Below are 22,252 nucleotides of genomic sequence, written 5' to 3'. Positions count from 1 at the left end.
TGGCGGCCGACACCGCGGCGTCGAGCGCCTCGCGCAGCGCCGTGGTCCAGGGGGCGTCAGGGGCGGCCGTCAGGCGGGACGCGTGCAGCCAGCCGGTCCGGAACTGGCCGGTGACCTGCACACACTCCACGCCGTCCGACGTCGCGGCCGTGTTGACCTGTACGTCGAGGAAGCCCGCGCCGCGTACCAGGCGCTCGACCACGGACACCCGCTCGAACGTGGAGAGTTCGCCCCGTACGGCCTCGTCGGCGGCGCCTGCCACGACCTCGGCGCCCTGGCGGAGCAGCGCGAGTTCGTTCGTGGAAGCGACGACGCGCCGCTCGCGTACCAGGCCGTCCAGCTCGCGCACCTGCCAGCCCGGCAGGGCAGCGCGTATCTCTTCCACGACGGACGCGGGCCACAGCGCGGCGTCCACGAGACCCACCGTGCCGGCCGGGAGTTCACCGAGGAGCTTCGTGGCGAGCGCGCCGAAGCTCTTGCCGCTCTCGATCCGGGTGACCGTGGAGATGCGTTTCATCCAGGGCTGCACACGGGGCGAGAGCTTGGTGAGGAACACCGGATCGGCGGCGGCGGGGACGGCGAGCACGCCCTCGTTCCAGTAGATGCAGAGATTGGTGAGGTAGGCGATGTCGTCGGAGGCGTACACGTCTCCGTAGACGAGCGCGATGTCGATCCCCCCGGCGGTCAGGGCCTGCTGGAGCGCCTCGACCCTGCCCCGCCATTCGCTCTCCGGCACCTCGGCCGGATCGAGTACGACCAGTCCGCGCTTCATGCGGCGACTCCCTTGCTGCCGGTGGTTCCGCTGATTCCCCTGGTGGAGTGGAAGAGCTTGCGCTCGGTGTCGATGAGCACCTCGCAGCCGTCCTTCGTCACGCGCACCGGGTCGCCCAGCACGTGGTAACCGGCAAGCGGCGTATAGGTGTTGGGGTGGATGATGAAGACGGAGTTCTCGGGCAGCACGGTCTCGTTGCCCTCGATGATCGGCGTCTCGTCCAGGTGCAGGCCGTGGCCGTGGCCGCGTACCCGGGTGTACTGGCTCGTGCAGTACTCGCCGTACCCGTACTTACGGAAGACGTCGTTCTGCGCCTTCGCGACCTCGTGCGCCGTGATGCCGGGGCGTACGACGGACATCCCGGCCTCGACCGACTCGTTGAACAGGTCGAAGGACTTGCGCTGCCCGTCGCTGGGCTCACCGACGACGGCGGAGCGGCAGATCTGGAGCCAGTAGCCGTCCATCCGGGGCGTCAGCTCCGTACGCACCATGTCGCCGACCTCCAGGAGGCGCGGGGTCGGCGCGGTCATGCCGCGTACCTCGTCCTTGCCGGAAGCGATGAGCATGAAGTTGTCCTCGGCGCCGAGCTTCTTGATCGCGGCCTCGACCTCGGCGACGATCCGGTACTCGGGGAGCCCCGGCTCCAGCGCGTCGACGAACGCCTCCCATCCGGCGGCGCACACGGTGGCGCTGCGGCGCATCCTGGCCAGCTCCCAGTCGCTCTTGACCAGGCGGACCCGGTCCATGAGCGAGGTCGCCGACACGATCTCGGCGTCGGGCAGCGCCGTACGCAGGGCCTCGGACAGCACGACGGGCAGCAACTCGCCGTGTGCGACGCCGACCCTGCGCGGACGCAGGTCACGGAGCTTGTCGGTCAGCGCCACCGGGTCGTACACGTCCAGCAGCGCGGCCTCCCTGACCCAACCGGGGCGGGTCAGTTCGGGCAGGTCGCTGCGGCGGGTGGAGAAGGCGGACGGGTCGCCGGTGGCGGGGAAAAGGACGAGGGAGGCGGTGCCCGTGAGGCCGGCGTCGGTGAAATACCGTACGTTCTCCCTGCGCCAGCCGGGCGCGAAAGCGATCACCAGATCGAGGCCTTCGTCGGCCATGGCGGCGCGTACGCGTGTCTGCCGCAGAGTCAATTCCGCGAGATCCCCGGGGTCTTGCCGTGTTGTCGATGTGGACGCGCTCATCCTTCACCTGCCTGTTCTTTTTCGTATGCGGTGCCGAACTCCGGGACAGGCGAGCGCGAGACGCGGGCCTGCCTGCTCAGTTCGGCCGATATCTGCTCGATGGTCCTGCCGCGCGTCTCGAAGGTGGCGACCAGCCCGGATATTCCGGCCAGTACGGAGATCACGGCGAACAGGACGAAGAAGAGGAAGTTCGACGAATGGACGGCGATCACCCAGCCGATGACGGTCGGAATGATGAGTCCGCCGACTTTCTGGAAGGCGGCGGCCCAGCCCAGACCGGTGGCCCGGTTGATCGTCGGGTACAGCTCACTCGCGTAGACGAAAAGGGTGCTTCCGGCGAACCCGCTGCCGAAGAATGTGGCCAGCGAGCCGAGGACGAGTACGGCGGTGGTCGAGGAGACGCTTCCCCAGCCGAGACAGAGGACTCCGCTCAGCAGGAACGAGAAACCGATCGTCGTTCTGCGGCCCACTCGATTGACGATGTGGCCCGCGATGATCGCTCCGACCACGCCGGACGCGGTGATGATGGCCGTGTAGGTGAAACTCCCCACCACGCTGACGCCCTTTTTCTCCAGGATGGAGGGAAGCCAGGTGGACAGTCCGTAGAGAAAGGCGCCCGCGCATATCTCCATGAACCAGAGCGACACGGTGTAGCGCAGGCGCGAGGCGTCGAGCAGTTTGCGTACGGAGCCGGCGGACTTCTGGTGAATGTCCGGCTCGGGGGTGGGTGTGGATACGGCGGGGGCGACGGGCGCCGTCCGCTCGGCCGAAACCGCGGTCGATCCTGCGGGTGAAACCGGGGCCGATCCGGCGGGTGACGCGACGGCGAGTCCACCGACGACCTTCCGCGCCGCTTCATGCCGTCCCGTCCGCAGCAGATACCGCACGGATTCGGGCAGGGTCGCCATCATGACGACGCTCACCACCACCGGCACCGTGCCGATGACGAACATCGCGCGCCAGGTGAGCGAGGGGACGACGGCCGTACCGACCAGCGCCGCCACCGGCAGGCCGATCAGCCAGGCGGCGGTCGCCGTCGTGACCAGCGGGGCACGGTGGCGGGACGGGACGAACTCGGTGATGTAGGGGAGGACGACGGCTATTTCGGCCCCGAGGCCGACGCCCTGGCAGATCCGGGCCGTCACCAGCGACGAGTAGTCCCAGGAGAAGGCGGCGAGCAGGGAGAACGCGGCGAAGACGAGCAGGCACACCGCGAGCGGGAACTTACGGCCCAGCCGGTCCGAGACCAGCCCGGCCACCGCGGCGCCCACCAGCATGCCGAGGAAGAGGGCGGAGCTGAGGAAGCCGGCCTGCTGAGTGGAGATGTGGAAGGTCTTGACGACACCCGGCAGGACCACGCCCGTCAGATTGATGACGAACCCGTCGAGGAAATGGCCCGCGAGGAGCGTTCCGTAGATCACCGCATGACGCCGGGTGAAAAGCGATTGGTCGAGCTTGCTCAGTAGATCGGTCGGGTCGGTCGGGTCGTTTGGATCGGCCGGCTCGGCCGGATCGGTGATGTTCGGGTGTGGATTTATCATGAACACCTCGCTGTGTTCTGACTCCCCCGTTCGAGCCCCCTCGGCCGAGACGTCACGCCTCTCGGCCCGCTATCGAGCGTCCAGATTTCCCTGGACGTCGACGTATAGCTGATTCAGCGCCGGGAGAATCTGGTCCTGAAGCTCCTGTGGCAGCCCCGCTGTGAGTTCCGAAGTGAACTTCTCCAGCGCCCGGTCTCCCGATTCCAGGGCGAGTTTCCCGGCCCGGGTGAGGGAGAGACGCATGGTCCGGCGGCTGGTGTCGGAGACACCGCGGGTCAGCAGTCCCTGTGTGACTAGTTTGTCGACGCTCTGCGACATCGTGGACGGATTTCTGTGTGCCAGCTTGCACAACGCTGTCAATGACGTATGTCCACTGTCGACCCTGGAGAGGATCCGGTACTGCCGAATCGTCAGGGATGGATCAAGGTTTGCCAGAATCTCGGTCTGCAATCGGGTCAGACGCCCGCCGAGTGACAGCAGAACCTCGCCAAGAGTGCCTTCGAAGCCGGACGGAGCCGCGGATTCCGTGTTCTCGCTCATTGCTTAGGTCTCCGTACTGTCCGGTGCCCGAAGTATCGACTGATGGGAAGCTACAACTACTTCTCCGGGCCCGGCAAGAGGTCGGCCGAAGATATTTCGGAAGCCGGTGTTCACGGGCCGTTGACGAACCCGAAACGGGTGTCTAGCTTTTCGACCACAGCCCGGGGGCGTCCGAAGGAGAGCCGTATGACAGCCGAGAGCCCGGCCGGCGCCGGGTCGGTGACCAGCCGAGCACTGCGGGTGCTTGAGGCCTTCTCTACGGATACGCCCGTGCTGAAGCTCACCGACATCTCCCGCCACTCCGGCCTGCCCCTGACCACCACGCACCGGCTGGTCGGCGAACTGACGCAGTGGGGCGCGCTGGAGCGCGAGACCGGCGGCGGGTATCGCATCGGGCTGCGGCTCTGGGAGATCGCCTCGCTGGCGCCGCGCGGACTCGGCCTGCGTGAACTGGCCCTGCCCTCCCTCTCCGACCTCGCCCATGTGACGCGCGAGAACGTGCAGTTGGCCGTACGCGAGGACCTGGAAGTGGTCTATGTGGAGCGCCTCGCCGGACGCGGGGCCGTGCCGGTACTCACCCGCGTCGGCGGGCGTTTCGCGCTCACACCGACCGGGGTCGGCCGGGTACTGCTGGCCTTCGCACCGGCGGATTTCCAGGAGTACGCGCTGTCGCAGCCGCTGGCCCGCTGTACCGAGGAGACCGTCACCGACCCCGAGCGGATCAGGCAGGCGCTGGCGGAGGTACGGCACACCGGCGTCGCGGTGTGCGAGCGCCAAGTGACCCTGGACAGCCTGTCGGTGGCCGCGCCGGTGTACGGGCCGCTGAGCGAGGTGGTGGCCGCCGTCTCGGTCGTCGCCCATGTGGACTCCGTACAGCCGCACACACTGGTGCCACTGGTGCAGGTGGCGGCACGCAGCATCTCGCGCGCGCTCGGCGACCCGTCACAGCCGCCGCTCACTCCCACGGGCGTTACGGGTGTTACGGGTGCGGGCACCACGGGCGTTACAGGTCGAGGATCAGCCTCCCGGAGCGGCAGCGCGAGACGCAGATGAACATCACGTCCCCCACGGCCTGTTCGTCGGCGGTGAGCAGCGAGTCCCGGTGGTCGGGTACGCCGCCGAGCACCCCGGTCTCGCAGGTGCCGCAGGTGCCTTCCCGGCAGGAGGACAGGACGGGTACGCCCGCCTCCTCGACCACTTCGAGCACGGACCGGCCGGGCGGGACCGTCAGGGTCATGCCCGACTGCGCCAACTCGACCTCGAAGGGGGCCTCGACGGCCTGGGCGGCATCGACGGCGCCGGCCGCTTCGGTGACCTTCGGCGCGAACCGCTCGGTGTGCAGGGACCCCGGTGGCCAGGACGTACACCGCTCCTCGACGGCCGCGAGCAGCGGTTCCGGTCCGCAGCAGTAGACCGCCGTGTCGTCGCGCGGAACGCCCAACAGGCCTTCCAGGTCGAGGAGTCCGCTCTCGTCCTGCGGACACAGCTCCACCCGGTCCGGCCATCGCGCGGTGAGTTCGGCGGCGAACGCCATGGAGGCGCGGGTGCGGCCCCCGTAGACGAGCCGCCAGTCGGCGCCGCGCGCGTCCGCCTCGGCGATCATCGGCAGGACGGGGGTGATGCCGATGCCTCCGGCGATGAAGAGATAGCCGGGCGACTCGGCCAGGGCGAAGTGGTTGCGCGGCCCGCGTGCCTGGAGCGTGGCGCCCTCGGTGAGCTTGTCGTGCACGTACTGCGAGCCGCCACGGCCCGCCGGCTCCCGCAGGACGGACACCTGGAGGGCGGAGGTGTCGCCCGGGTCCCCGCAGAGCGAGTACTGCCGTTCGAGCCCCGGAGCGAGCAGCAGGTCGATGTGCGCGCCGGGGGCCCAGGCGGGCAGCGGGCGGCCGTCGGCGGGGGTGAGCGTCAGCCGTACGACACCGTCGGCGACCGTCTCCGTACGCGTCACCGTCAAGGGCAGGGTGGCTGTGGGTTCGGGTGTCGGGGCGGGCGTCATGGTGTGTGCTCCGGGTGCGCGAGCAGCCAGTCCCAGAGCACCACCGGATCCTCGAACTCCCGCTCGGCGCCGCAGAAACAGACGGCGTGCAGCCGGTCCGTGCCCGGGACCCAGTGGACGCGGTAGACCCCGCTCATCGGGTGGCCTCCTCGGCCAGCCGCTTGAGGATACGGCGGGCGGCGAGCCCGCCCGTGTCGATGTTGATGCTCAACTCCTGGTAGCGGTCCCGCTCGGCGGCCACCGCCTTCTCCAACACGTCGAGGGCTACGACGTCTTGGAGGACGACGGTGCGGTTGTTGTCGTGCAGGAAGCCGGTGACCTTCTCGTCGTCGAGGGCGAAGTCCCGTGCGACGGCCCAGAAGTCGTGCGTGCTGTTCTCCGTCTCCGGCGTGATGGCGTACACCACCTCCACATGGAACGCGTCGGGGTCGGCGCCGGTCACCTCGTCCGGCGGCGGGGTGCCGACCGGGGCGATCCGGCTGTGCAGCAAGTACAGGCAGGGCGCGTGGTATTCGATGTCCTGCCAGCGGGTGATGCGGCCGGTGATACCGGTGGACTCGGCGTAGAACGGCGGACACGCGGCGTCGTCCATATGGCGGCTGACCCGTACGATCCCGGCCTCCTCGTCGACCTCCGTGGTGATCGGGGTCTCGGCGACCTCGGGGGTGCCGATGTAACCGCCGTGCAGATACGTCTCGTGGGAGAGGTCGAGCAGGTTGTCGACGAGCAGCCCGTAGCGCGCGGCGAGCGGCTCCATGCCGGAGACCGACGTGTATCCGCTCTGGTCGAGCCAGGGCGCGCGCGGGATCAACTTCGGGTCGGCCAGGTCGCGTTCGCCGATCCAGACCCAGACGAACGAGTCCTGCTCGACGGCCGGGTACGAGGTGAGCCGCGCGGTACGCGGGACCCGCGCCTGCCCCGGGACGCTGACACACACGCCGTCGGCGCCGTACGTGAAGCCGTGGTAGCCGCAGACCACCCGGTCGCCGTCCAGCCGGCTGGGCGGCTGGGAGAGCGGGAAGCGCCGGTGGACGCAGCGGTCCGACATGGCGGTCACCTCGCCGGACTCCGTACGCCAGAACAGGATCGGTTCGCCGCACACCGTACGGGAGAACAGCTCGCGGCCGACCTCACGGCCGTAGGCGGCGACATACCACTGGTCGCGGACGAAAGGCGGCTGCGTTGACGTCTCGGACGTCTCTGTCGTCGGCATCGTTCCTCCTGCTGCTGAAGGTGGCTCGCTGGGCGGGGATCCCAGAGTGCTCCCCCACGGGGGCGGCGACCAGAGCGGTTTCCGACCAGCGGAAGGAAGAGCGCGGGGCTGACCGTACAGCGACTGCGTATGCCACGCTCTTGCAAACGATTCGCAAAAGGGCAATATTGTCAGGTGGTTCACTCCCTGGCCCGTACCGCCCGAGCAGGAAGCGGAGACCCGCCATGCATGTCCCCGACGGCTTCATCGATGTCCCCGTCTCGGTCGCCACCGGCGTTGTCGCCGCGGGCGCCGTCGCGGTGAGCCTGCGCGGCGCGCGCCGCGAACTGGACGAGCGCACGGCGCCGCTCGCCGGCCTGGTCGCCGCGTTCATCTTCGCCGTACAGATGCTCAACTTCCCGGTCGCGGCTGGGACGAGCGGCCACCTGCTGGGCGGCGCGCTGGCGGCGATACTCGTCGGCCCCTACACCGGCGTGCTCTGTGTGTCCGTCGTCCTGCTGATGCAGGGCATCCTCTTCGCCGACGGCGGGCTCACCGCGCTCGGTGTGAACGTCACCGACATGGCGCTGGTGACGACCGTCGTCGCGTACGCGCTCTTCCGCGCGCTGGTCAAAATCCTGCCGCGCACGCGCCGTTCGGTGACGGTGTCGTCCTTCGTCGCCGCGCTCGTCTCCGTACCGGCCGCCGCCCTCGCCTTCACCCTGATCTACGCGCTGGGCGGTACGACGGACATCCCGCTCGGCGACGTGCTGACCGCGATGGTCGGCGTGCATGTGCTCATCGGGATCGGCGAGGCAGCGATCACCGCGCTGACGGTGGGCGCCGTGATCGCCGTACGGCCCGACCTGGTCCACGGCGCGCGAGGCCTGACCGCGCCGCTCAAGCTGCGCGTCGGCGGCGAACTGGTCGATGCGGCATCGGCCTCGGCCCCCGTATCGGCCCCCGCGCCCGTGCGGGTCGGCGCTCGCTCCACCCGTACGGTCTGGGTGACCGGCCTGGTCACCGCGGTCGTCCTGGCGGGCTTTGTCTCCTTCTACGCCTCGGCGTCCCCCGACGGCCTGGAGAAGGTCGCCGCCGACCAGGGCATCGACCGCACCGCGCGGGAACACGCCAACGCGGACTCGCCGCTCGCCGACTACGGCGTCAAGGACGTCGCCGACCCCCGGATCTCGGGCGGACTCGCCGGGGTGATCGGCGTGGGCGCGACGGTCGTCGCCGGCAGCGGGATCTTCTGGGTGGTGCGCCGGGGCCGTCGCCAGGGCGGGGACGGGGACGGGAGCGGGCGGACCGGCTCGTTCGCCGCCGGCGGGAACGCCTGACATGGGCGCCGGGCACGCGCACAAGCTCTACCGGCACGCGCATTCACCGGTCCACGACCTGCCTCCGCACTGCAAACTCGCCGCCGTCTTCTGCTTCGTGGTGGTCGTGGTCTCCACACCGCGCGAGGCGGTCTGGGCGTTCGCGCTGTACGCGGTGCTGCTCGCGGCGGTCGCCGCCGTCGCCCGTATCCCCGCCGGTTTCCTGCTGCGGCGGATGCTGATCGAGATCCCGTTCGTCGCGTTCGCCGTCCTGATGCCGTTCGTCGTCCCCGGCGACCAGGTCCGCTTCCTCGGCGTCCCGCTGAGTGTGCCGGGGCTCTGGGACGCCTGGAACGTGCTCGCCAAAGGCACCCTGGGCGTCGGCGCCTCCGTGATCCTCGCCTCCACGACCGAACTGCGCTCCCTGCTGCTCGGACTCCAGCGGCTCAGACTGCCGCCGATGCTGGTGCAGATCGCGTCCTTCATGATCCGGTACGGCGATGTCATCACGGACGAGATGCGCCGGATGTCGATCGCGCGCCGCTCGCGCGGGTTCGAGGCGCGGGGCGTACGCCAGTGGGGAGTGCTCGGCAAGTCGGCCGGGGCGCTGTTCATCCGCTCCTACGAGCGCGGGGAGCGCGTACATCTGGCGATGGTGAGCCGGGGGTACACCGGGACGATGCCGGTGATCGACGAGGTGACCGCGTCGCGGGCGCAGTGGACGTACGCCGCCGCGCTCCCCGTATCGGCGCTCGCGGTCTGTCTGCTTGGCTGGACCCTATGACGCCGGACCCTGTGACAACGGACCCTGTGACAACGGACCCTGTGACTTCCCTCGGCCAGTCCCCGCCCGCCTCCCTTGAGGTGCGCGGTCTCGCGTACGCCTATCCCGACGGGCATCAGGCGCTGTTCGGCGTCGACCTGACCGTGCGGCGCGGTGAGCGGGTGGCGCTGCTCGGCCCCAACGGCGCGGGCAAGACCACCCTCGTCCTGCATCTGAACGGCATCCTGACGGCGGGCGCCGGTACGGTCACGGTCGCCGGACTGCCCGTCGAGAAGCGGCACCTCGCCGAGATCCGCCGCCGGGTCGGCATCGTCTTCCAGGACCCGGACGACCAGTTGTTCATGCCGACGGTGCGCGAGGACGTGGCGTTCGGGCCTGCGGCCGGGGGCCTGCGCGGCGCCGAACTGGAGTCGAGGGTCCACGCCGCGCTGACCCAGGTGGGGATGGCGGAGTACGCGGACCGTCCGCCGCACCACCTCTCGTTCGGCCAGCGCAGGCGCGTCGCCGTGGCGACCGTGCTGGCGATGCAGCCGGAGATCCTCGTGCTCGACGAGCCCTCCTCAAACCTGGACCCGGCGTCCCGGCGTGAACTCGCCGACATCCTGCGGTCGCTGGACATCACGGTGCTCATGGTCACGCACGATCTGCCGTACGCTCTCGAACTCTGCCCCCGCGCGGTGATCCTCACCGAGGGGGCCATCGCGGCCGACGGACCCACCCATGAGTTGCTCGGCGACGAGGAGCTGATGAGGGCCCACCGGCTGGAGCTGCCGTTCGGTTTCGACCCCCGCTCGGTGGCGCCCGGGCGTGTCGCGCCCTGAGCGCGTTGCACCATAGAGGGGTCGCGCCGACCGGGCGCGGCGGCAGGGGCCGCAGCGGCACGAGCGGGTGCGGCGAGCGGTGGTGGGACGAATGAGCGGGAGTGCGGGCGTGGACGTCCAGGGCACGGTGGCGGCGGGCTTCGAGCCGGTCAGGGACGCATTCGCAAGGAATTTCGAACGGCTCGGTGAACGCGGCGCCGCGGTCACCGTCTACCGCGACGGCCACAAGGTCGTCGACCTGTGGGCGGGCACACGGGACGTGGACGGACCCGAGCCGTGGGCACTGGACACCGCGCAGATCGTACGGTCGGCCACCAAGGGCGTCGCGGCCGCCGTGCCGCTGCTGCTGCACCAGCGCGGTCATATCGATCTCGACGCGCCGGTCGGCACGTACTGGCCCGAGTTCAAGGCGGCGGGCAAGGAGCGGGTGCTCGTACGGCACCTGCTCTCGCACCGGGCCGGGGTGCCGGTGCTCGACCGTCCGCTGACCCCGGCGCAGGCCATCGACGGGGAGTCGGGCGCGCGGGCGCTGGCCGCCCAGCGGCCCGTGTGGGAGCCGGGCACCGACCACGGCTACCACGCGCACACCTACGGTTGGCTGATCGCCGAGCTGGTCAGGCGCGTGACCGGGCGGACCATCGGGCGGTGGATCGCCGAGGAGATCGCCCGGCCGCTGGGTCTCGACTTCTGGGTCGGACTGCCCGCCGAGGAGGCGCACCGGGTGGGGCGGATCGGCGTGGCCAAGGAGCCTTCGCCGGCCGCCGGCGGCGAGCTGAGGCTGCGGCCCAAGCGGTCGGTGGCCGAGGCGTACGCGGATCCGTCGTCGCTGACCCGCCGCGCCTTCGGCGTGATCGACCCGCTGCCCGACGAGAACGATCCGGCGTACCGCGCGGCCGAGTTGCCCGCCGCAGCCGGGATCTCGACCGCGCGGGCGCTGGCGCGGGTGTACGCGGCGATGCTCGGCCCGGTCGACGGGCACAGGCTCTTCGCGCCGGCGACGCTCACGCTGGCCCGTACGGAGGAGTCGGCGGGCCCGGACCGGGTGCTGGTCGTCGCGACGCGGTTCGGTCTTGGCTACATGCTGCACGGGCCCGCCGCTCCGCTGCTCGGCCCTGGCTCCTTCGGGCATCCGGGGCGCGGCGGGTCGCTCGGCTTCGCCGATCCGGAGTCGGGGATCGCGTTCGGGTACGTGACCAACGGCATGCGCAAGGGAGTTACGGCGGACCCGCGCGCACAGGCTCTGGTGCGGGCGGTGCGGTCGGCGACATGATCGCCGGATGAGCATGATGGGTGGACGCGATGGACAAGGCGGATCCGGTGGGTACGAGAAGCGGTTCGAGGGCTACGGCGTACTGATCACGGGGGCGGGTCGCGGCATCGGAGCGGCGACGGCCCGCCGGCTCGCCGCCGAGGGGGCGCGGGTCCTGGTCAGCGACCTGGACGAGGAACGGGCCGCGAGAACGGCGGAGTCGATCCCGGGCGCGCTGGCGTACGGCTGCGACGTGGGGGACAGGTCGGCGGTCGAGGCGGCGGTGGCGTACGCGGTCGAGAGCTTCGGCTCGCTCGACGTCCTGGTCAACAACGCGTACGCCTGCACGCCCGACGCACCCCTCTTTGAGGACGAGCCGGACGACGCCTGGGCGCGGGACCTCGACGCGACCCTGACCGGCGCCTTCCGCTGCGCCCGGGCGGCGCTGCCGCACCTGGTGGCGTCGGGGCGGGGCGCGATCGTCTCGATCGGGTCGGTCAACGGCGAGCAGGACTTCGGCAACCACGCGTACAGCGCGGCGAAGGCGGGGCTCGCGAGCCTCACCCGCACGCTCTCCGGCCACGCGGCGCCCCGGGGCGTACGGGTCAACCTCGTCGCGCCCGGCACCATCCACACCGAGGGGTGGGCGGGGCGCGAGGACTCGCTGGAGCGGGCCGTCGAGCACTACCCGATGGGGAGGGTGGGGACGCCGGACGACATCGCGGCGGCGGTGGCTTTTCTCGCGTCGCGGGACGCTTCCTGGATCACGGGGGTGACGCTGCCGGTGGACGGCGGGATCCTGACGAGCAACGTGGGGCTGCGGCGGTCGCTGCGGGGGCCGGCGTAGGCGCCGTGGCGGCCGTTCGCGTTCAGGGCAGGTCGCGGACACGAGATCGCCCGCCGCGCGGGCATCGGCGACGCCACGATGTACCGGCACTTCCCGACGCGCTGCGAGCTGATCATCGCTGTGTACGCGGACGAGGTGGCCGCGCTCTGCGCCGAGGGCGAGGCGCTGTTGGAGGACGAGGAGCCCGGTGACGCGCTGTTCCGCTGGCTCCGGGTCTTCGTCGCGCATGTGGCGGCGAGGCGGGAACTGGCGCTGGCCATCCCGAACGATCAGGGCGGCCGGCGCTCGGAGCTGTTCGAGGGCTGGCACGGCGCGATGCACTCGACCGCGTCGAGGCTGTTGACGCGCGCGCAGGGCGTCGGCGCCGCCGACAAGGACCTCGATCCGGCCGATCTGCTCGTACTGGCAGGCGGGATCGCTGTGGCCGGCAGTGGCGCCGAACAGGCCGAGCGGTGCCTGATGTTGCTTCGGCGCGGCATCGGCCCTTAAGGACGACGACGGCTGAGGCTCCCCGGCTGGACGTCCTTGACGTAGTACGTGACCCCAACTAATTTAGTTTGTGTCGCGTACTAACCCTGCCCGGTGGGCCGGGCAAGCGGGCCCGCCGGGCGACCGAGGAGCCACCATGCATGCCGCCGTCGTCCGCTCGTTCGACCATCCGCCCCGCTACGAGGAGTTCCCCGCCCCGCGGCCGGCCGAGGGGCAGGTGCTGGTCGATGTGCTCGCGGCGGGACTGCACCCCCGCGTACGCTCCGGCGCCAACGGCACCCACTACACGAGCGACGGGCGCCTCCCGCTGATCCCGGGTGTGGACGGCGTGGCACGGCTGCCCGACGGGCGGCGCGTGTACTTCGTGGCCGACGACGACGCGCCCGGAACCATGGCCGAGCAGGCGCTGCTCGACCCGCGCAGGGCCGTCGCCCTGCCGGACGACGCCGACCCGGTCGTCATCGCGGCGGGGATGAACCCGGCGATGTCCTCCTGGGTGGCGCTGCGCCGCAGGATCGCCTTCCGGCCGGGACAGGGTGTGCTGATCCTCGGCGCGACCGGCAACGCGGGCCGGATGGCCGTCCAGATCGCCCGCCACCTCGGCGCCGCAGGCATCGTCGCCGCCGGACGCGATCCGCACCGCCTCGGCCTGCTGACCGATCTCGGCGCCACCGAGGTCGTCTCGCTGGCGGGCGATCCCGTACGGGCCTCCGAACGGCTCGGCAGGGCGGCCGGGGACGTCGATGTCGTCCTCGACTACACCTGGGGCACCCCCACCGAGCGGGCGATCCCCGCCCTGCTCGCCCACCGCACCGAACGCGCCACGCCTTTCGACTGGATCCAGATCGGCTCGACGGCGGGGCCGGACATCGCGCTGCCGTCCGCCGCACTCCGTGCGGCCAACCTGCGGATCATGGGCAGCGGGCAGGGATCTGTCACCGCCGTCGGCATCGTCGCCGAACTGCCCTCTCTGATCGAGCAGTTCTGCGCGGGCACTCTGACCGCCGGCGCGCTGCCGGTGCCACTGGCCGAGGTCGAACATGCCTGGACCGCGCCCGCCGACTCCGGTCGGCGTGTCGTGCTGACCGCTTCCGTCTGACGCCGAGGCTCGTCGGCGCCTGTCCGCCGCATTTACGGCTCGGGACGGCGGACCCGCCTCACATTTGCAAGTGTCGACACTTTGTCATCGGTGTTCTGTGCGTCCCGGGATTGGCCCGCAGGTGGCGGATGCGAGCTTCGCGCGGTCCCGAAGGGGTCGAGAGGCGTTTCCGGAGGGCGGTAGCCGCAGGTCGAGCCGCTTTCGGTGCGTTCGGGCCGTCCGTCCGGCCTTCCTGATCTCGCTGTGTGAAGCGCCGTGTCTGGATGGTTTTGTCAGCATTTCATGCGAGGGAATCAGCCATTGGATTCTGCCCAACTCACTGTGGGCCGGGGGTGGCGGGCCGATCGGCCGCTGTGTCGCGGAAGCGTGCGCATGTGCCCGCGCACCTCAGGATGAAACAACCCTGACGTGTGGTCGTCACCCCCTGGACATTGAGTTGAGGTGCTGCTTGAATCCGAGTGTCGACACTTTGCGACGGGTTGCAGTGATCGGCTTCCCATCGAGGAGGTATCCGTGAACCATCCGCGTCAGAAATTGGTCGTAGACGACCTCAAGCTCGGCCACTGGTCGCGCCGCTCCGATTCGTTCTCCCTCGCATGCGACGGGCTGACGTTCGATGTCGCCGAGAACGAGTTCGTGGCGATCGTCGGACCGAGCGGCTGCGGGAAGACGACGTTCCTGACGGCGCTGGCGGGGCTGACCCCGGTGGCCTCCGGGCGGCTGGAGCTGAACGGCGAACAGATAGCCGGGGCCGCTCCTGACCGTTCGCTGGTCTTCCAGCAGGCCTCGCTCTTTCCGTGGCGCAATGTCGTGGCCAACATCGGGTTCGGCCTCAAGGCCCAGAAGCGGCTGGACGAGCGGGGCAGGGCCCGGGTCGCCGAGCTGGTGGAGCTGGTGGGTCTCGCGGGCAAGGAGGACAAGTACCCGCGCGAGCTGTCGGGCGGTATGAGCCAGCGGGTCAATCTGGCCCGTGCGCTCGCCACCGATCCCGATCTGCTCCTGCTTGACGAGCCGTTCTCGGCGCTCGACGCGCAGACCCGCGAGGTGATGCAGGAAGAGCTGACCCGTATCTGGCAGTCGGACGGCGCGGGGACGGGCAATACGGCGGTCTTCGTCACGCATGACGTACCGGAGGCGGTGTTCCTCGCCGACCGCGTCGTGGTCTTCTCCGCCGGCCCCGCCCATCTCGTCGAGATAGTCGAGGTCGACCTGCCCCGCCCCCGGAACGCGGAGATCAAGCGGACGGCCGAATTCCAGGAGATCAACGACTACATCCTCAGGCTCGTGATGAGCCAGACCCAACCAGGTCGAAGGGCGATAGACCATGACAGCAACGCAACTGTCGTCGGATAGGGTGCGCACCCCTGTCCGGATGGTGAAGCAGAGGGGCCGGCAGAACCCGGCGAGCCGCCATCTCAATCTGATCCTCGGCGCCGTCGGGCTGGTCGTGGTGCTCGCCGTCTGGCAGATCTGCGCCTCGACGGGAATCGTCGACTCGAACTTCAGCAGCTCACCGATAGGCGCGTTCGGCGCACTCGTTGACTCCATCAGGACGGGCACGGTCTGGTCCCCGCTCGGCTCGACGCTCTCCATCGTGGCGCTGGGGATGGCCATTTCGATCGTCGTGGGGATTCCGGCCGGCCTGCTGATCGGACGCAGCAAGATCTTCTACGGGCTGACCGACCCGATCATCAGCATCATGTACTCGGTCCCCTATGTGGTCTTCCTGCCGATGCTGATCTTCTGGTTCGGCATAGGGATCAACGCCCGGATCGTCATCGTGGTGTGGAGCGCGCTGTTCCCGCTGCTGATCAATGTCATCGCGGGCTCCCGCAATCTCGATCCCGCCCATATGCAGGTGTCGAAGGTCTTCTGTGCCTCGCGGCTGATGACGCTGCGGTCCGTCGCCTTCCCGGCGACGCTCCCCTACATACTCGCCGGCATCCGGCAGGCGGTCGGCCGCGCCCTCATCGGTGCCATCGTCGCCGAGCTGTTCATGGGCTCCGCCGGGCTCGGCTACCAGGTCCAGCTCCAGACGTCGAACTTCGAGATGGACGACGCCATGGCCTCGATCGCCGTGATCGCCGTGGTGGCCATCGTCCTCACGCGCGGCGTCGGCTATCTGGAGCGCCGCTTCACCTTCTGGTCAGGCACGGACTGATGGGTCGCACCATGCGCATGCGTTTCGCCAAACCGCTCTACGTCCCGCTGGGCGTCGCCCTCGCGCTGACCGTCTCCGGCTGCGCGGTGACGTCCTCCGCGTCCACACCGCCCACCACCATGAAGATGACGATCGGCTACACCGCGATCGGCGCCGCCTACTCGGACCTCTACATCTGCCAGGACCAGGGGATCTTCAAGAAGAACGGGCTCGACGTCAAGATCACCCTCCTCAACAGCTCCTCCCAGCTCGTGGCCGCCCTCATGAGCAACAGCGTGCAGATCGGGGTCGGAGCGACCACCTCGACGGCCGCCGGCGCCATGAACCTCAAGGGCGTCGACCTGCGCTACATAGCGCTGCCGATCAACCGCTACTACCTGGAGATGTGGGGCAAGAAGTCCGTCGAGCCGGGCGACGGCCTCAAGGGCAAGAAGATCGGACTCAGTTCGCCGGGATCGCTGGGCGACGCGGCCGTCGACTCCTACGTCAAGAGCAAGGGCTGGTCGGAGGACGACGTCCAGAAGATCTTCCTCAAGTCGACCCCGGCCGAGGTGTCCGCCCTGGAGAACGGCGCGGTGGACGCGATCGTCACCCAGCCCCCGACCGGCACGAAGACCCGGGAGAAGGGCTTCAAGAAGGTCATGGACTTCACGGACCTGCCGGCGGCGGCCAACGCCTACACCGTCAAGTCCAACTACCTCGACGCGAACAAGAAGGCCGTGAGCGCCTTCACCAAGTCCGAGGCCCAGTGCCTGGCCCTGCTGCACAACAACAAGGCCCTGGCGGTCAAAAGCATCATGAAACACAGCGGTGTCGACAACAAGGCGCTCGCCGAGTACTCGTACGACTTCTTCAACCCGCTGTGGGCCAAGACGCCGACGGTCGATCCCGCGCTGGTCCACGACGCGTTCGCCGCCACCGTCGCCAAGGGCGTCGGCACGATGCCCAAGAACACATCCGAGTTCGTCGACAACTCCTACGTCGACAAGCTGACGAAGTCGGGCTTCATCAACTCGCTCTACCACTGAGCCACTGAGCCACTGAGCCACTGAGCACAACGACCAAGGAGGTGAGTGGCGTGGGGTCACTTGACGACATCAATGATCTGCGCGGCTGGCTGGAGCTCGCCGAGAAGCTCGGCGAAGTCAGGACCATCACCGGTGCCCACTGGGACAAGGAGATCGGCGCCGCTTCCGAGGTGAACTACAAACGCCCGTCGCCGCCGGCGCTGCTCTTCGACGACATCGTCGGATACGGCACAGGGCAGCGGGTCCTCACGGCCTCCATGGCCAACGCGCGCAGGCTCGGCATGACGCTGCGGCTCGGCACCGACCTCGACGACCGGGGCCTGGTCGAGGCGCTGCGCACCCGCCCGGGCGAGTGGGCGGCCAACGCCTCGCGCTACCCGGTCCGGGTGGTCGAGACCGGCCCGGTCCGCGAGAACGTGTTCGCCGCCGGGGAGGCCGGTCTGCTGGACTTCCCCGTACCCCAGTGGCACGAGGGGGACGGCGGTCGCTACATCGGCACCGGCTGCGCCGTCTTCACCACCGATCCGGAGACCGGCGTCCTGAACGCCGGGGCGTACCGCATGCAGGTGCAGAACGACGGCAGGGCCGCCAGCATCAACATCGAGGCGGGCAAGCACGGCGCCGCCCACGTCCGGGAGTGGTTCAAGAGGGAAGGACGCGCCCCCGTCACCGCCTCCCTCGGCCACGACCCGCTGCTGCTGGTCGTCGCCGGCACCGAAGTCCCCGGCGGCGTCTCCGAGTTGGAGTACGCGGGCGCCGTGCTGGGCCGCCCGGTCGAGGTGATCCTCGGCGAGGTCACCGGCCTGCCCATCCCGGCCACCGCCGAGATCGCCGTCGAGGGCTGGCTCTACCCCGACAGGAAGGAACAGGAAGGCCCGTTCGGGGAGTGGACCGGCTACTACAGCGGCGGCACCGAAGCCGTGCTCACGATGGACATCGAGCGCATCTACCACCGCGACAACCCCATCCAGCTCGGGGCGCCTCCCGGGAAGCCGCCGCACGACTACTCGTACATGCGCAGCGTCATGAAGTCGGCCATGATCCAGGACGCCCTGATCAGGACGGGTCTGCCGGGCGTCGAAGGGGTCTGGGCCCATGAGGCGGGCGGCGGAAGGCAGTTGCTCGCCGTCGCCATCAACCAGCAGTACGCGGGCCACGCGCGCCAGGCCGGCTACCTCACCTCGCAGCTCCCGGCCGCCGCGTACATGAACAAGTTCGTGGTCGTCGTGGACGCCGATGTCGATCCGCGCAGCCTCAACGACGTGGTGTGGGCGATGTGCACCCGCACGGACCCGGCCGAGGACATCGAGACGATGCGCCAGACCTGGGGCAGCCGCGTCGACCCGCTGCGTGAGAAAGGTGTACCGCCTTTCAACACCCGCGCCGTGATCGACGCCTGCCGCCCGTACACCCGGCTCGCCGACTTCCCGAAGGTCGCCGAGGCGAGCAGGGAACTCATCGACCAGGTGCTCAGGCGCTGGCCGGACGTGCTGGGCGGATCATGGTGAGCGCGGACACGGCACCGGCGACCAGGCCAGGACACCCCTCGGTGTACCCGTCCATCGCGGAGGGCGGACGCCGGCTCGAAGTGACCCGGATGCTCGGCAGAGGCATCGCGGGGCACAGCATCGCCGACGAGATAGCGCTGGCCGTGGCCACCGAGATCATCGAGGGGCGGCTGTCGCCGGGTGACGACCTGAACTCGGTCGAGCTGGCCAGGACCTTCAACAGCAGCAGGACCCCGGTCCGCGAGGCGCTCCTCGTACTGGAGCGGGAAGGGTTCGTGGAGATCACGGCCCGGCGCAGGCCCCGGGTCGCCCGGCTGCTGCTGAGCGAGGTGCGCGAGCTGTACAGCCTGCGCGCCGAGCTGTACGCGGTGGTGAGCCGCGCCGTCGTCCGGGTCGCCACGGAGGCCGACCTGGAGATGCTGCGCGGCCATCAGCGGGCGCTGGAGGCGGCCGTCGCCGACGGTGACGTCGACCGGTACTTCTGGGTCAACGTGCAGTTCAGGAACACCGAGGCGGACATAGCCCGGGACGCGACCCTGCGCCGGGTGCTGGACACGCTGGCGCTGCGCGCGCTGCAACTCCGCCACCTCAGCCTGTCGCAGCCCGGCCGGCTCGGCCCCTCGGCCGACGACCACGCCCGGCTGCTCAAGGCGTACGAGGACAGGGACGCGGATCTCGCCTCGGCCCTGACCCGGTCGCTGGTCCGGGCCGGCTTCGCCGCCATAGAGCGCTCGGGCTGGACCGGGGAGGAGACATGACCGGCGGGCGGGAGGCCGCCGCAGGCGAGTCAGGCACCACCAACGACGCAAGGAGGAGTGGGGCGATGTCGGTTCCGCTGAGTTTCCGGCTCAATCAAGAGGACGTGGAGATCCACGTCCAGGACCCGAGTGCGACCCTGCTCGACGTCCTGCGCCACGACCTGGGCCTCACCGGCACCAAATCCGGCTGCGCGGTCGGCTACTGCGGTGCCTGCACCGTCATCGTCGACGGCGAGGCGGTCCCCTCCTGCCTCCAGATGGTCGGCCTCCTCGAAGGACGCGACGTGCGCACCGTCGAGGACCTGAACGGCCCGGACGGACTCGACCCCGTACAGAGCGCGTTCGTGAAGTGCGCCGGACTCCAGTGCGGCTTCTGCACCCCCGGCCATGTGATGGCGCTGCGCGCCCTGCTCGACCAGGAACCCGAACCGACCGAGGAGCGGATACAGCAGACCGTCGACGGCAACTACTGCCGCTGCACGGGCTATGTGAAGATCCTCGACTCGGCGCGTGAGGCCGTCGTCCTGGAGCGGGCCCGCACCACGCGAACGACCCCCGAGGAGGCGCACTGATGTCGACCACCGAACTCCCCACCACCGGCCCGGCGACGGGAATGCACCTGGGACACGCCGTACTGCCGCCGCTGATCGGCAGCGCCGTCGAGCGGATCGACGGGGTGGAGAAGGTCACGGGCCGTTCCGTGTACGCGGGCGACACCCGGCTGCCCCGCATGCTGCACGGCGCCGTCGTCCGCTCCCCGCACGCCAGCGCCCGGATCTTGTCGATCGACACCTCGCGCGCCGAGCGGCTGCCCGGCGTCCACGCGGTGATCACCGCCGCCGACACGGCGAAGGTCAAGTGGGGCGCATTCCGCCCCGACCTGTACCCGCTCGCCGTCGAACGCGTGCGGTACGTGGGTGACGAGGTCGCCGCCGTCGCCGCCCGCGACCCTGAGACCGCCCGCCGGGCGGCCGAACTGGTGCGGGTGGAATACGAGATCCTGCCCGCCGTACTGAGCCTGGACGAGGCGCTCGCCGAGGGCGCGCCCCTGGTCCACGACGACGCGCCCGGCAACCTCGCGCACGAGTTCGGCTTCGACCGGGGCGGTGTCGATGACTGGTTCGAGCGCAGCGATGTGATCGTCGAGGGTGTCTGGCAGAGCGCCCGCCAGTGGCACGCGTCGATCGAGACGATCGGCTGCACCGCCGAGTGGTCCCAGGACCGGGTGTCGATGTGGGTCAACACCCAGACACCGTTCCTGGCCCGCCAGCGGTACGCGACCGCGCTCGGGCTGCCCCTGCGCGCCGTACGGGTCGTCCAGACCGAGGTCGGCGGCGGCTTCGGCGGCAAGTCCGGCGACGACAACACCTCGGTGATCTGCGCGATCCTCGCGCGCAGGACAGGACGCCCCGTCCAGCTCGTCAACACACGCGAGGAGGAGTTCCTCGCGAGCCGCCCCCGTATCCCGATGCGCTACAAGGTACGGCTCGGCTTCACGAACGACGGTCTGGTGACCGCGAAGGACATCGAGGTCATCGCCGACAACGGCGCCTACACCGGCAAGGCTCAGGCGGTCCTCGGCGCGGCGACCGTGCGCCATGACGCGCTGTTCAACTACCGCGCGGTGCGCGCGCATTCGCGCCTCGTCTACACGAATCTCGTGCCCACCGGCGCGTTCCGCGGCTTCGGCAACCCGTCGGCCGACTGGGCGGTGGGCCAGGCCTGGGACCTCGCGGCCGACAAGCTCGGCATCGAGGTGCCCGACCTGTTCCTGCGCAACGCCGTGGAGGCGGGCAGCGTCTCCCCGCACAACCACCGGATCAACAGTTGCGAGCTGAAGCAGTGCATCAGCAAGGCGGCCAAGGCGATCGACTGGGAAGCGAAGCGCGCCGCTCCCAAGCCGAACCGCGGCCTCGCGATGGGCGTCAGCGTCCATGTCTCAGGACGGCGCAGCTTCGGTGACTACGACGGGAGTTCGGCGATCGTCCGGCTCACGGAGGACGGCCGCGCCACCGTCATCGTCGGCGAGGGCGAGATCGGTACCGGAGCCCGCACGACCCTCGGACAGATCGCCGCCGCGGAGTTGGGGCTCCCGGCGGCCGATGTATCCGTCTCACGCCCCGACACCGATCTGACCACCCATGCGCTGGGCGCTCTCGCCAGCCGGGTGACGTATGTCGCGGGCAACGCGGTGAAGCGTGCCGCCGAGCACGCGTGCGAGGCGCTTCTGATGGCCGCCGCGCGCCAGCTCGACCGGCCCGCCTCACAGTTGTGGGTCGAGGACGGCGTGGTGCACGGCCCGGCGGGCCCGGCAGGTGAGGGCCCCGTCAAGGCGCCGGTCGGCGTGATCGTACGGGCCGAGCTGTACCGGCCGGACGGTGAACCGATCGTGGGACTCGGCTCGTTCGACAACCCCTCGGAGTTCCCCGACCAGTCCCGCTACGGCAACGAATCGGGCGCCTACAACTTCGTCGCCGAGGCGGCGGAGGTCGAGGTCGACCCGGCGACCGGCGCCGTGACCGTCACGGAACTCGCGGCGGTCGTCGACTGCGGCACGGTCCTCAACCCGCCGCTCGCCGAGGGCCAGGTGGAGGGCGCCATCGCCCAGGGCATCGGGATGGCGATCACGGAGCGCTTCGACTGGGACTCCGGCGCCCCGACCCGGCCCAATTTCTCCGACTACAAGCTGCCGACGGCCGGGATCATGCCGGAGAAGCTCCACATCGAGTTCGCCGATTCGTACGAGCCGACCGGCCCGTTCGGTGCGAAGGGCGTCGGCGAGATCGCCCTCGACCCGGTGCCCTCGATCCTCGCCAGCGCGGTGGCCGACGCCGTCGGTGTACGCGTCCACGAACTGCCGATCACCGCCGAGAAGATCTTCTGGGGCATGGAGTTCGGCGAGTCGGCGCCGGTCGCACCCGGTGCGTCCGCCGGGGCCCCTGCCGCCCCGTCCCGCCG

22 protein-coding genes are annotated in these 22,252 nt (G+C 70.0%); 15 read left to right on the top strand and 7 right to left on the bottom strand.

Annotation, left to right across the window (positions count from 1 at the left end):
• The 4 genes from QR77_RS14540 to QR77_RS42160 all read right to left on the bottom strand — a co-directional run.
• Nucleotides 1-772: aminopeptidase P family N-terminal domain-containing protein (locus QR77_RS14540; protein WP_040022168.1), on the bottom strand; the 772-nt coding region annotated here is incomplete at its 3' end.
• Entirely contained in the window at nucleotides 769-1,962 is a 1,194-nt protein-coding gene (locus QR77_RS14535) for a Xaa-Pro peptidase family protein (RefSeq protein WP_078876673.1), read from the bottom strand. The genes QR77_RS14540 and QR77_RS14535, both read right to left, overlap by 4 nt.
• Nucleotides 1,959-3,503, bottom strand: a complete 1,545-nt coding sequence (locus tag QR77_RS14530) for an MFS transporter (RefSeq protein ID WP_150130375.1) — start codon at nucleotides 3,501-3,503, stop codon at nucleotides 1,959-1,961. The genes QR77_RS14535 and QR77_RS14530 overlap by 4 nt, the downstream gene beginning before the upstream one ends.
• A 69-nt stretch (nucleotides 3,504-3,572) precedes the next feature.
• Nucleotides 3,573-4,043, bottom strand: a complete 471-nt coding sequence (locus QR77_RS42160; protein ID WP_052488740.1) for a MarR family transcriptional regulator — start codon at nucleotides 4,041-4,043, stop codon at nucleotides 3,573-3,575.
• 186 nt (nucleotides 4,044-4,229) lie between these two features.
• On the opposite strand from QR77_RS42160, the gene QR77_RS14520 reads away from it, so the two are divergent.
• Complete coding sequence (locus QR77_RS14520; protein ID WP_063798032.1) at nucleotides 4,230-5,096, top strand: IclR family transcriptional regulator; 867 nt, start codon at nucleotides 4,230-4,232, stop codon at nucleotides 5,094-5,096.
• On the opposite strand, the gene QR77_RS14515 is transcribed toward QR77_RS14520, so the two are convergent.
• Genes QR77_RS14515 through QR77_RS14510 form a run of 3 tightly spaced genes read right to left on the bottom strand, consistent with a single transcriptional unit; the run spans nucleotide 5,047 to nucleotide 7,252 of the window.
• On the bottom strand, nucleotides 5,047-6,039 hold the full coding sequence (locus tag QR77_RS14515) for a PDR/VanB family oxidoreductase (protein WP_052488739.1): 993 nt from the start codon (nucleotides 6,037-6,039) through the stop codon (nucleotides 5,047-5,049). The two genes, QR77_RS14520 and QR77_RS14515, sit on opposite strands and share 50 nt — an antisense overlap.
• Complete coding sequence (locus QR77_RS45060) at nucleotides 6,036-6,176, bottom strand: hypothetical protein (protein ID WP_107068934.1); 141 nt, start codon at nucleotides 6,174-6,176, stop codon at nucleotides 6,036-6,038. The genes QR77_RS14515 and QR77_RS45060 overlap by 4 nt, the downstream gene beginning before the upstream one ends.
• Nucleotides 6,173-7,252 (bottom strand): aromatic ring-hydroxylating dioxygenase subunit alpha, encoded by a 1,080-nt coding sequence (locus QR77_RS14510; RefSeq protein ID WP_052488738.1) that lies wholly within the window; start codon nucleotides 7,250-7,252, stop codon nucleotides 6,173-6,175. Before QR77_RS14510 ends, QR77_RS45060 begins: the two co-directional genes overlap by 4 nt.
• A gap of 224 nt (nucleotides 7,253-7,476) precedes the next feature.
• On the opposite strand from QR77_RS14510, the gene QR77_RS14505 reads away from it, so the two are divergent.
• The 14 genes from QR77_RS14505 to QR77_RS14440 all read left to right on the top strand — a co-directional run.
• Nucleotides 7,477-8,571, top strand: a complete 1,095-nt coding sequence (locus tag QR77_RS14505) for an energy-coupling factor ABC transporter permease (protein ID WP_052488737.1) — start codon at nucleotides 7,477-7,479, stop codon at nucleotides 8,569-8,571.
• Nucleotide 8,572: 1 nt separating this feature from the next.
• On the top strand, nucleotides 8,573-9,334 hold the full coding sequence (gene cbiQ / locus QR77_RS14500; RefSeq protein WP_040022162.1) for a cobalt ECF transporter T component CbiQ: 762 nt from the start codon (nucleotides 8,573-8,575) through the stop codon (nucleotides 9,332-9,334).
• Nucleotides 9,335-9,375: 41 nt separating this feature from the next.
• Nucleotides 9,376-10,155 carry an ABC transporter ATP-binding protein gene (locus QR77_RS14495; RefSeq protein ID WP_236710655.1) on the top strand — a complete coding sequence of 260 codons (780 nt, stop codon included), beginning with the start codon at nucleotides 9,376-9,378 and terminating at the stop codon, nucleotides 10,153-10,155.
• A gap of 91 nt (nucleotides 10,156-10,246) precedes the next feature.
• Nucleotides 10,247-11,425 carry a serine hydrolase domain-containing protein gene (locus QR77_RS14490; protein WP_040022158.1) on the top strand — a complete coding sequence of 393 codons (1,179 nt, stop codon included), beginning with the start codon at nucleotides 10,247-10,249 and terminating at the stop codon, nucleotides 11,423-11,425.
• Nucleotides 11,426-11,432: 7 nt separating this feature from the next.
• The gene (locus tag QR77_RS14485) at nucleotides 11,433-12,251 is read left to right on the top strand and encodes an SDR family NAD(P)-dependent oxidoreductase (RefSeq protein WP_236710654.1); all 819 of its coding nucleotides are present in this window, start codon (nucleotides 11,433-11,435) and stop codon (nucleotides 12,249-12,251) included.
• Nucleotides 12,252-12,296: 45 nt separating this feature from the next.
• Nucleotides 12,297-12,740 (top strand): TetR/AcrR family transcriptional regulator, encoded by a 444-nt coding sequence (locus QR77_RS14480; protein WP_269084360.1) that lies wholly within the window; start codon nucleotides 12,297-12,299, stop codon nucleotides 12,738-12,740.
• 136 nt (nucleotides 12,741-12,876) lie between these two features.
• Nucleotides 12,877-13,839 (top strand): zinc-binding alcohol dehydrogenase family protein, encoded by a 963-nt coding sequence (locus QR77_RS14475; protein WP_040022156.1) that lies wholly within the window; start codon nucleotides 12,877-12,879, stop codon nucleotides 13,837-13,839.
• A gap of 513 nt (nucleotides 13,840-14,352) precedes the next feature.
• Nucleotides 14,353-15,192, top strand: a complete 840-nt coding sequence (locus QR77_RS14470; protein WP_052488736.1) for an ABC transporter ATP-binding protein — start codon at nucleotides 14,353-14,355, stop codon at nucleotides 15,190-15,192.
• Between the two features lie 19 nt (nucleotides 15,193-15,211).
• Nucleotides 15,212-16,000, top strand: a complete 789-nt coding sequence (locus tag QR77_RS14465) for an ABC transporter permease (protein ID WP_160310911.1) — start codon at nucleotides 15,212-15,214, stop codon at nucleotides 15,998-16,000.
• Nucleotides 16,001-16,011: 11 nt separating this feature from the next.
• The gene (locus QR77_RS14460) at nucleotides 16,012-17,028 is read left to right on the top strand and encodes an ABC transporter substrate-binding protein (protein WP_160310910.1); all 1,017 of its coding nucleotides are present in this window, start codon (nucleotides 16,012-16,014) and stop codon (nucleotides 17,026-17,028) included.
• 50 nt (nucleotides 17,029-17,078) lie between these two features.
• Nucleotides 17,079-18,536, top strand: a complete 1,458-nt coding sequence (locus tag QR77_RS14455; RefSeq protein ID WP_040022151.1) for a UbiD family decarboxylase — start codon at nucleotides 17,079-17,081, stop codon at nucleotides 18,534-18,536.
• Nucleotides 18,537-18,577: 41 nt separating this feature from the next.
• Nucleotides 18,578-19,294, top strand: coding sequence for a GntR family transcriptional regulator (locus tag QR77_RS14450; protein ID WP_201778806.1), 717 nt, complete (start codon nucleotides 18,578-18,580; stop codon nucleotides 19,292-19,294).
• A gap of 65 nt (nucleotides 19,295-19,359) precedes the next feature.
• Nucleotides 19,360-19,866 carry a (2Fe-2S)-binding protein gene (locus QR77_RS14445; RefSeq protein WP_052488734.1) on the top strand — a complete coding sequence of 169 codons (507 nt, stop codon included), beginning with the start codon at nucleotides 19,360-19,362 and terminating at the stop codon, nucleotides 19,864-19,866.
• Nucleotides 19,866-22,252: xanthine dehydrogenase family protein molybdopterin-binding subunit (locus tag QR77_RS14440; protein WP_052488733.1), on the top strand; the 2,387-nt coding region annotated here is incomplete at its 3' end. The genes QR77_RS14445 and QR77_RS14440, both read left to right, overlap by 1 nt.

The sequence above is a fragment of the Streptomyces sp. 150FB genome (assembly GCF_000818195.1).
In the GTDB taxonomy this organism is placed as follows: domain Bacteria; phylum Actinomycetota; class Actinomycetes; order Streptomycetales; family Streptomycetaceae; genus Streptomyces.
The sequence above is the reverse complement of the archived record's forward strand: the minus strand, read 5'-3'. Positions and strand labels throughout refer to the sequence as shown.

Bases quoted from the DNA above. Each gene is read 5' to 3' on its own strand.
- QR77_RS14535 (WP_078876673.1), bottom strand. From the start codon at position 1,962: ATGAGCGCGTCCACATCGACAACACGGCAAGACCCCGGGGATCTCGCG.
- QR77_RS14530 (WP_150130375.1), bottom strand. From the start codon at position 3,503: ATGATAAATCCACACCCGAACATCACCGATCCGGCCGAGCCGGCCGAT.
- QR77_RS42160 (WP_052488740.1), bottom strand. From the start codon at position 4,043: ATGAGCGAGAACACGGAATCCGCGGCTCCGTCCGGCTTCGAAGGCACT.
- QR77_RS14520 (WP_063798032.1), top strand. From the start codon at position 4,230: ATGACAGCCGAGAGCCCGGCCGGCGCCGGGTCGGTGACCAGCCGAGCA.
- QR77_RS14515 (WP_052488739.1), bottom strand. From the start codon at position 6,039: ATGACGCCCGCCCCGACACCCGAACCCACAGCCACCCTGCCCTTGACG.
- QR77_RS45060 (WP_107068934.1), bottom strand. From the start codon at position 6,176: ATGAGCGGGGTCTACCGCGTCCACTGGGTCCCGGGCACGGACCGGCTG.
- QR77_RS14510 (WP_052488738.1), bottom strand. From the start codon at position 7,252: ATGCCGACGACAGAGACGTCCGAGACGTCAACGCAGCCGCCTTTCGTC.
- QR77_RS14505 (WP_052488737.1), top strand. From the start codon at position 7,477: ATGCATGTCCCCGACGGCTTCATCGATGTCCCCGTCTCGGTCGCCACC.
- cbiQ (WP_040022162.1), top strand. From the start codon at position 8,573: ATGGGCGCCGGGCACGCGCACAAGCTCTACCGGCACGCGCATTCACCG.
- QR77_RS14490 (WP_040022158.1), top strand. From the start codon at position 10,247: ATGAGCGGGAGTGCGGGCGTGGACGTCCAGGGCACGGTGGCGGCGGGC.
- QR77_RS14485 (WP_236710654.1), top strand. From the start codon at position 11,433: ATGAGCATGATGGGTGGACGCGATGGACAAGGCGGATCCGGTGGGTAC.
- QR77_RS14475 (WP_040022156.1), top strand. From the start codon at position 12,877: ATGCATGCCGCCGTCGTCCGCTCGTTCGACCATCCGCCCCGCTACGAG.
- QR77_RS14465 (WP_160310911.1), top strand. From the start codon at position 15,212: ATGGTGAAGCAGAGGGGCCGGCAGAACCCGGCGAGCCGCCATCTCAAT.
- QR77_RS14460 (WP_160310910.1), top strand. From the start codon at position 16,012: ATGCGCATGCGTTTCGCCAAACCGCTCTACGTCCCGCTGGGCGTCGCC.
- QR77_RS14445 (WP_052488734.1), top strand. From the start codon at position 19,360: ATGTCGGTTCCGCTGAGTTTCCGGCTCAATCAAGAGGACGTGGAGATC.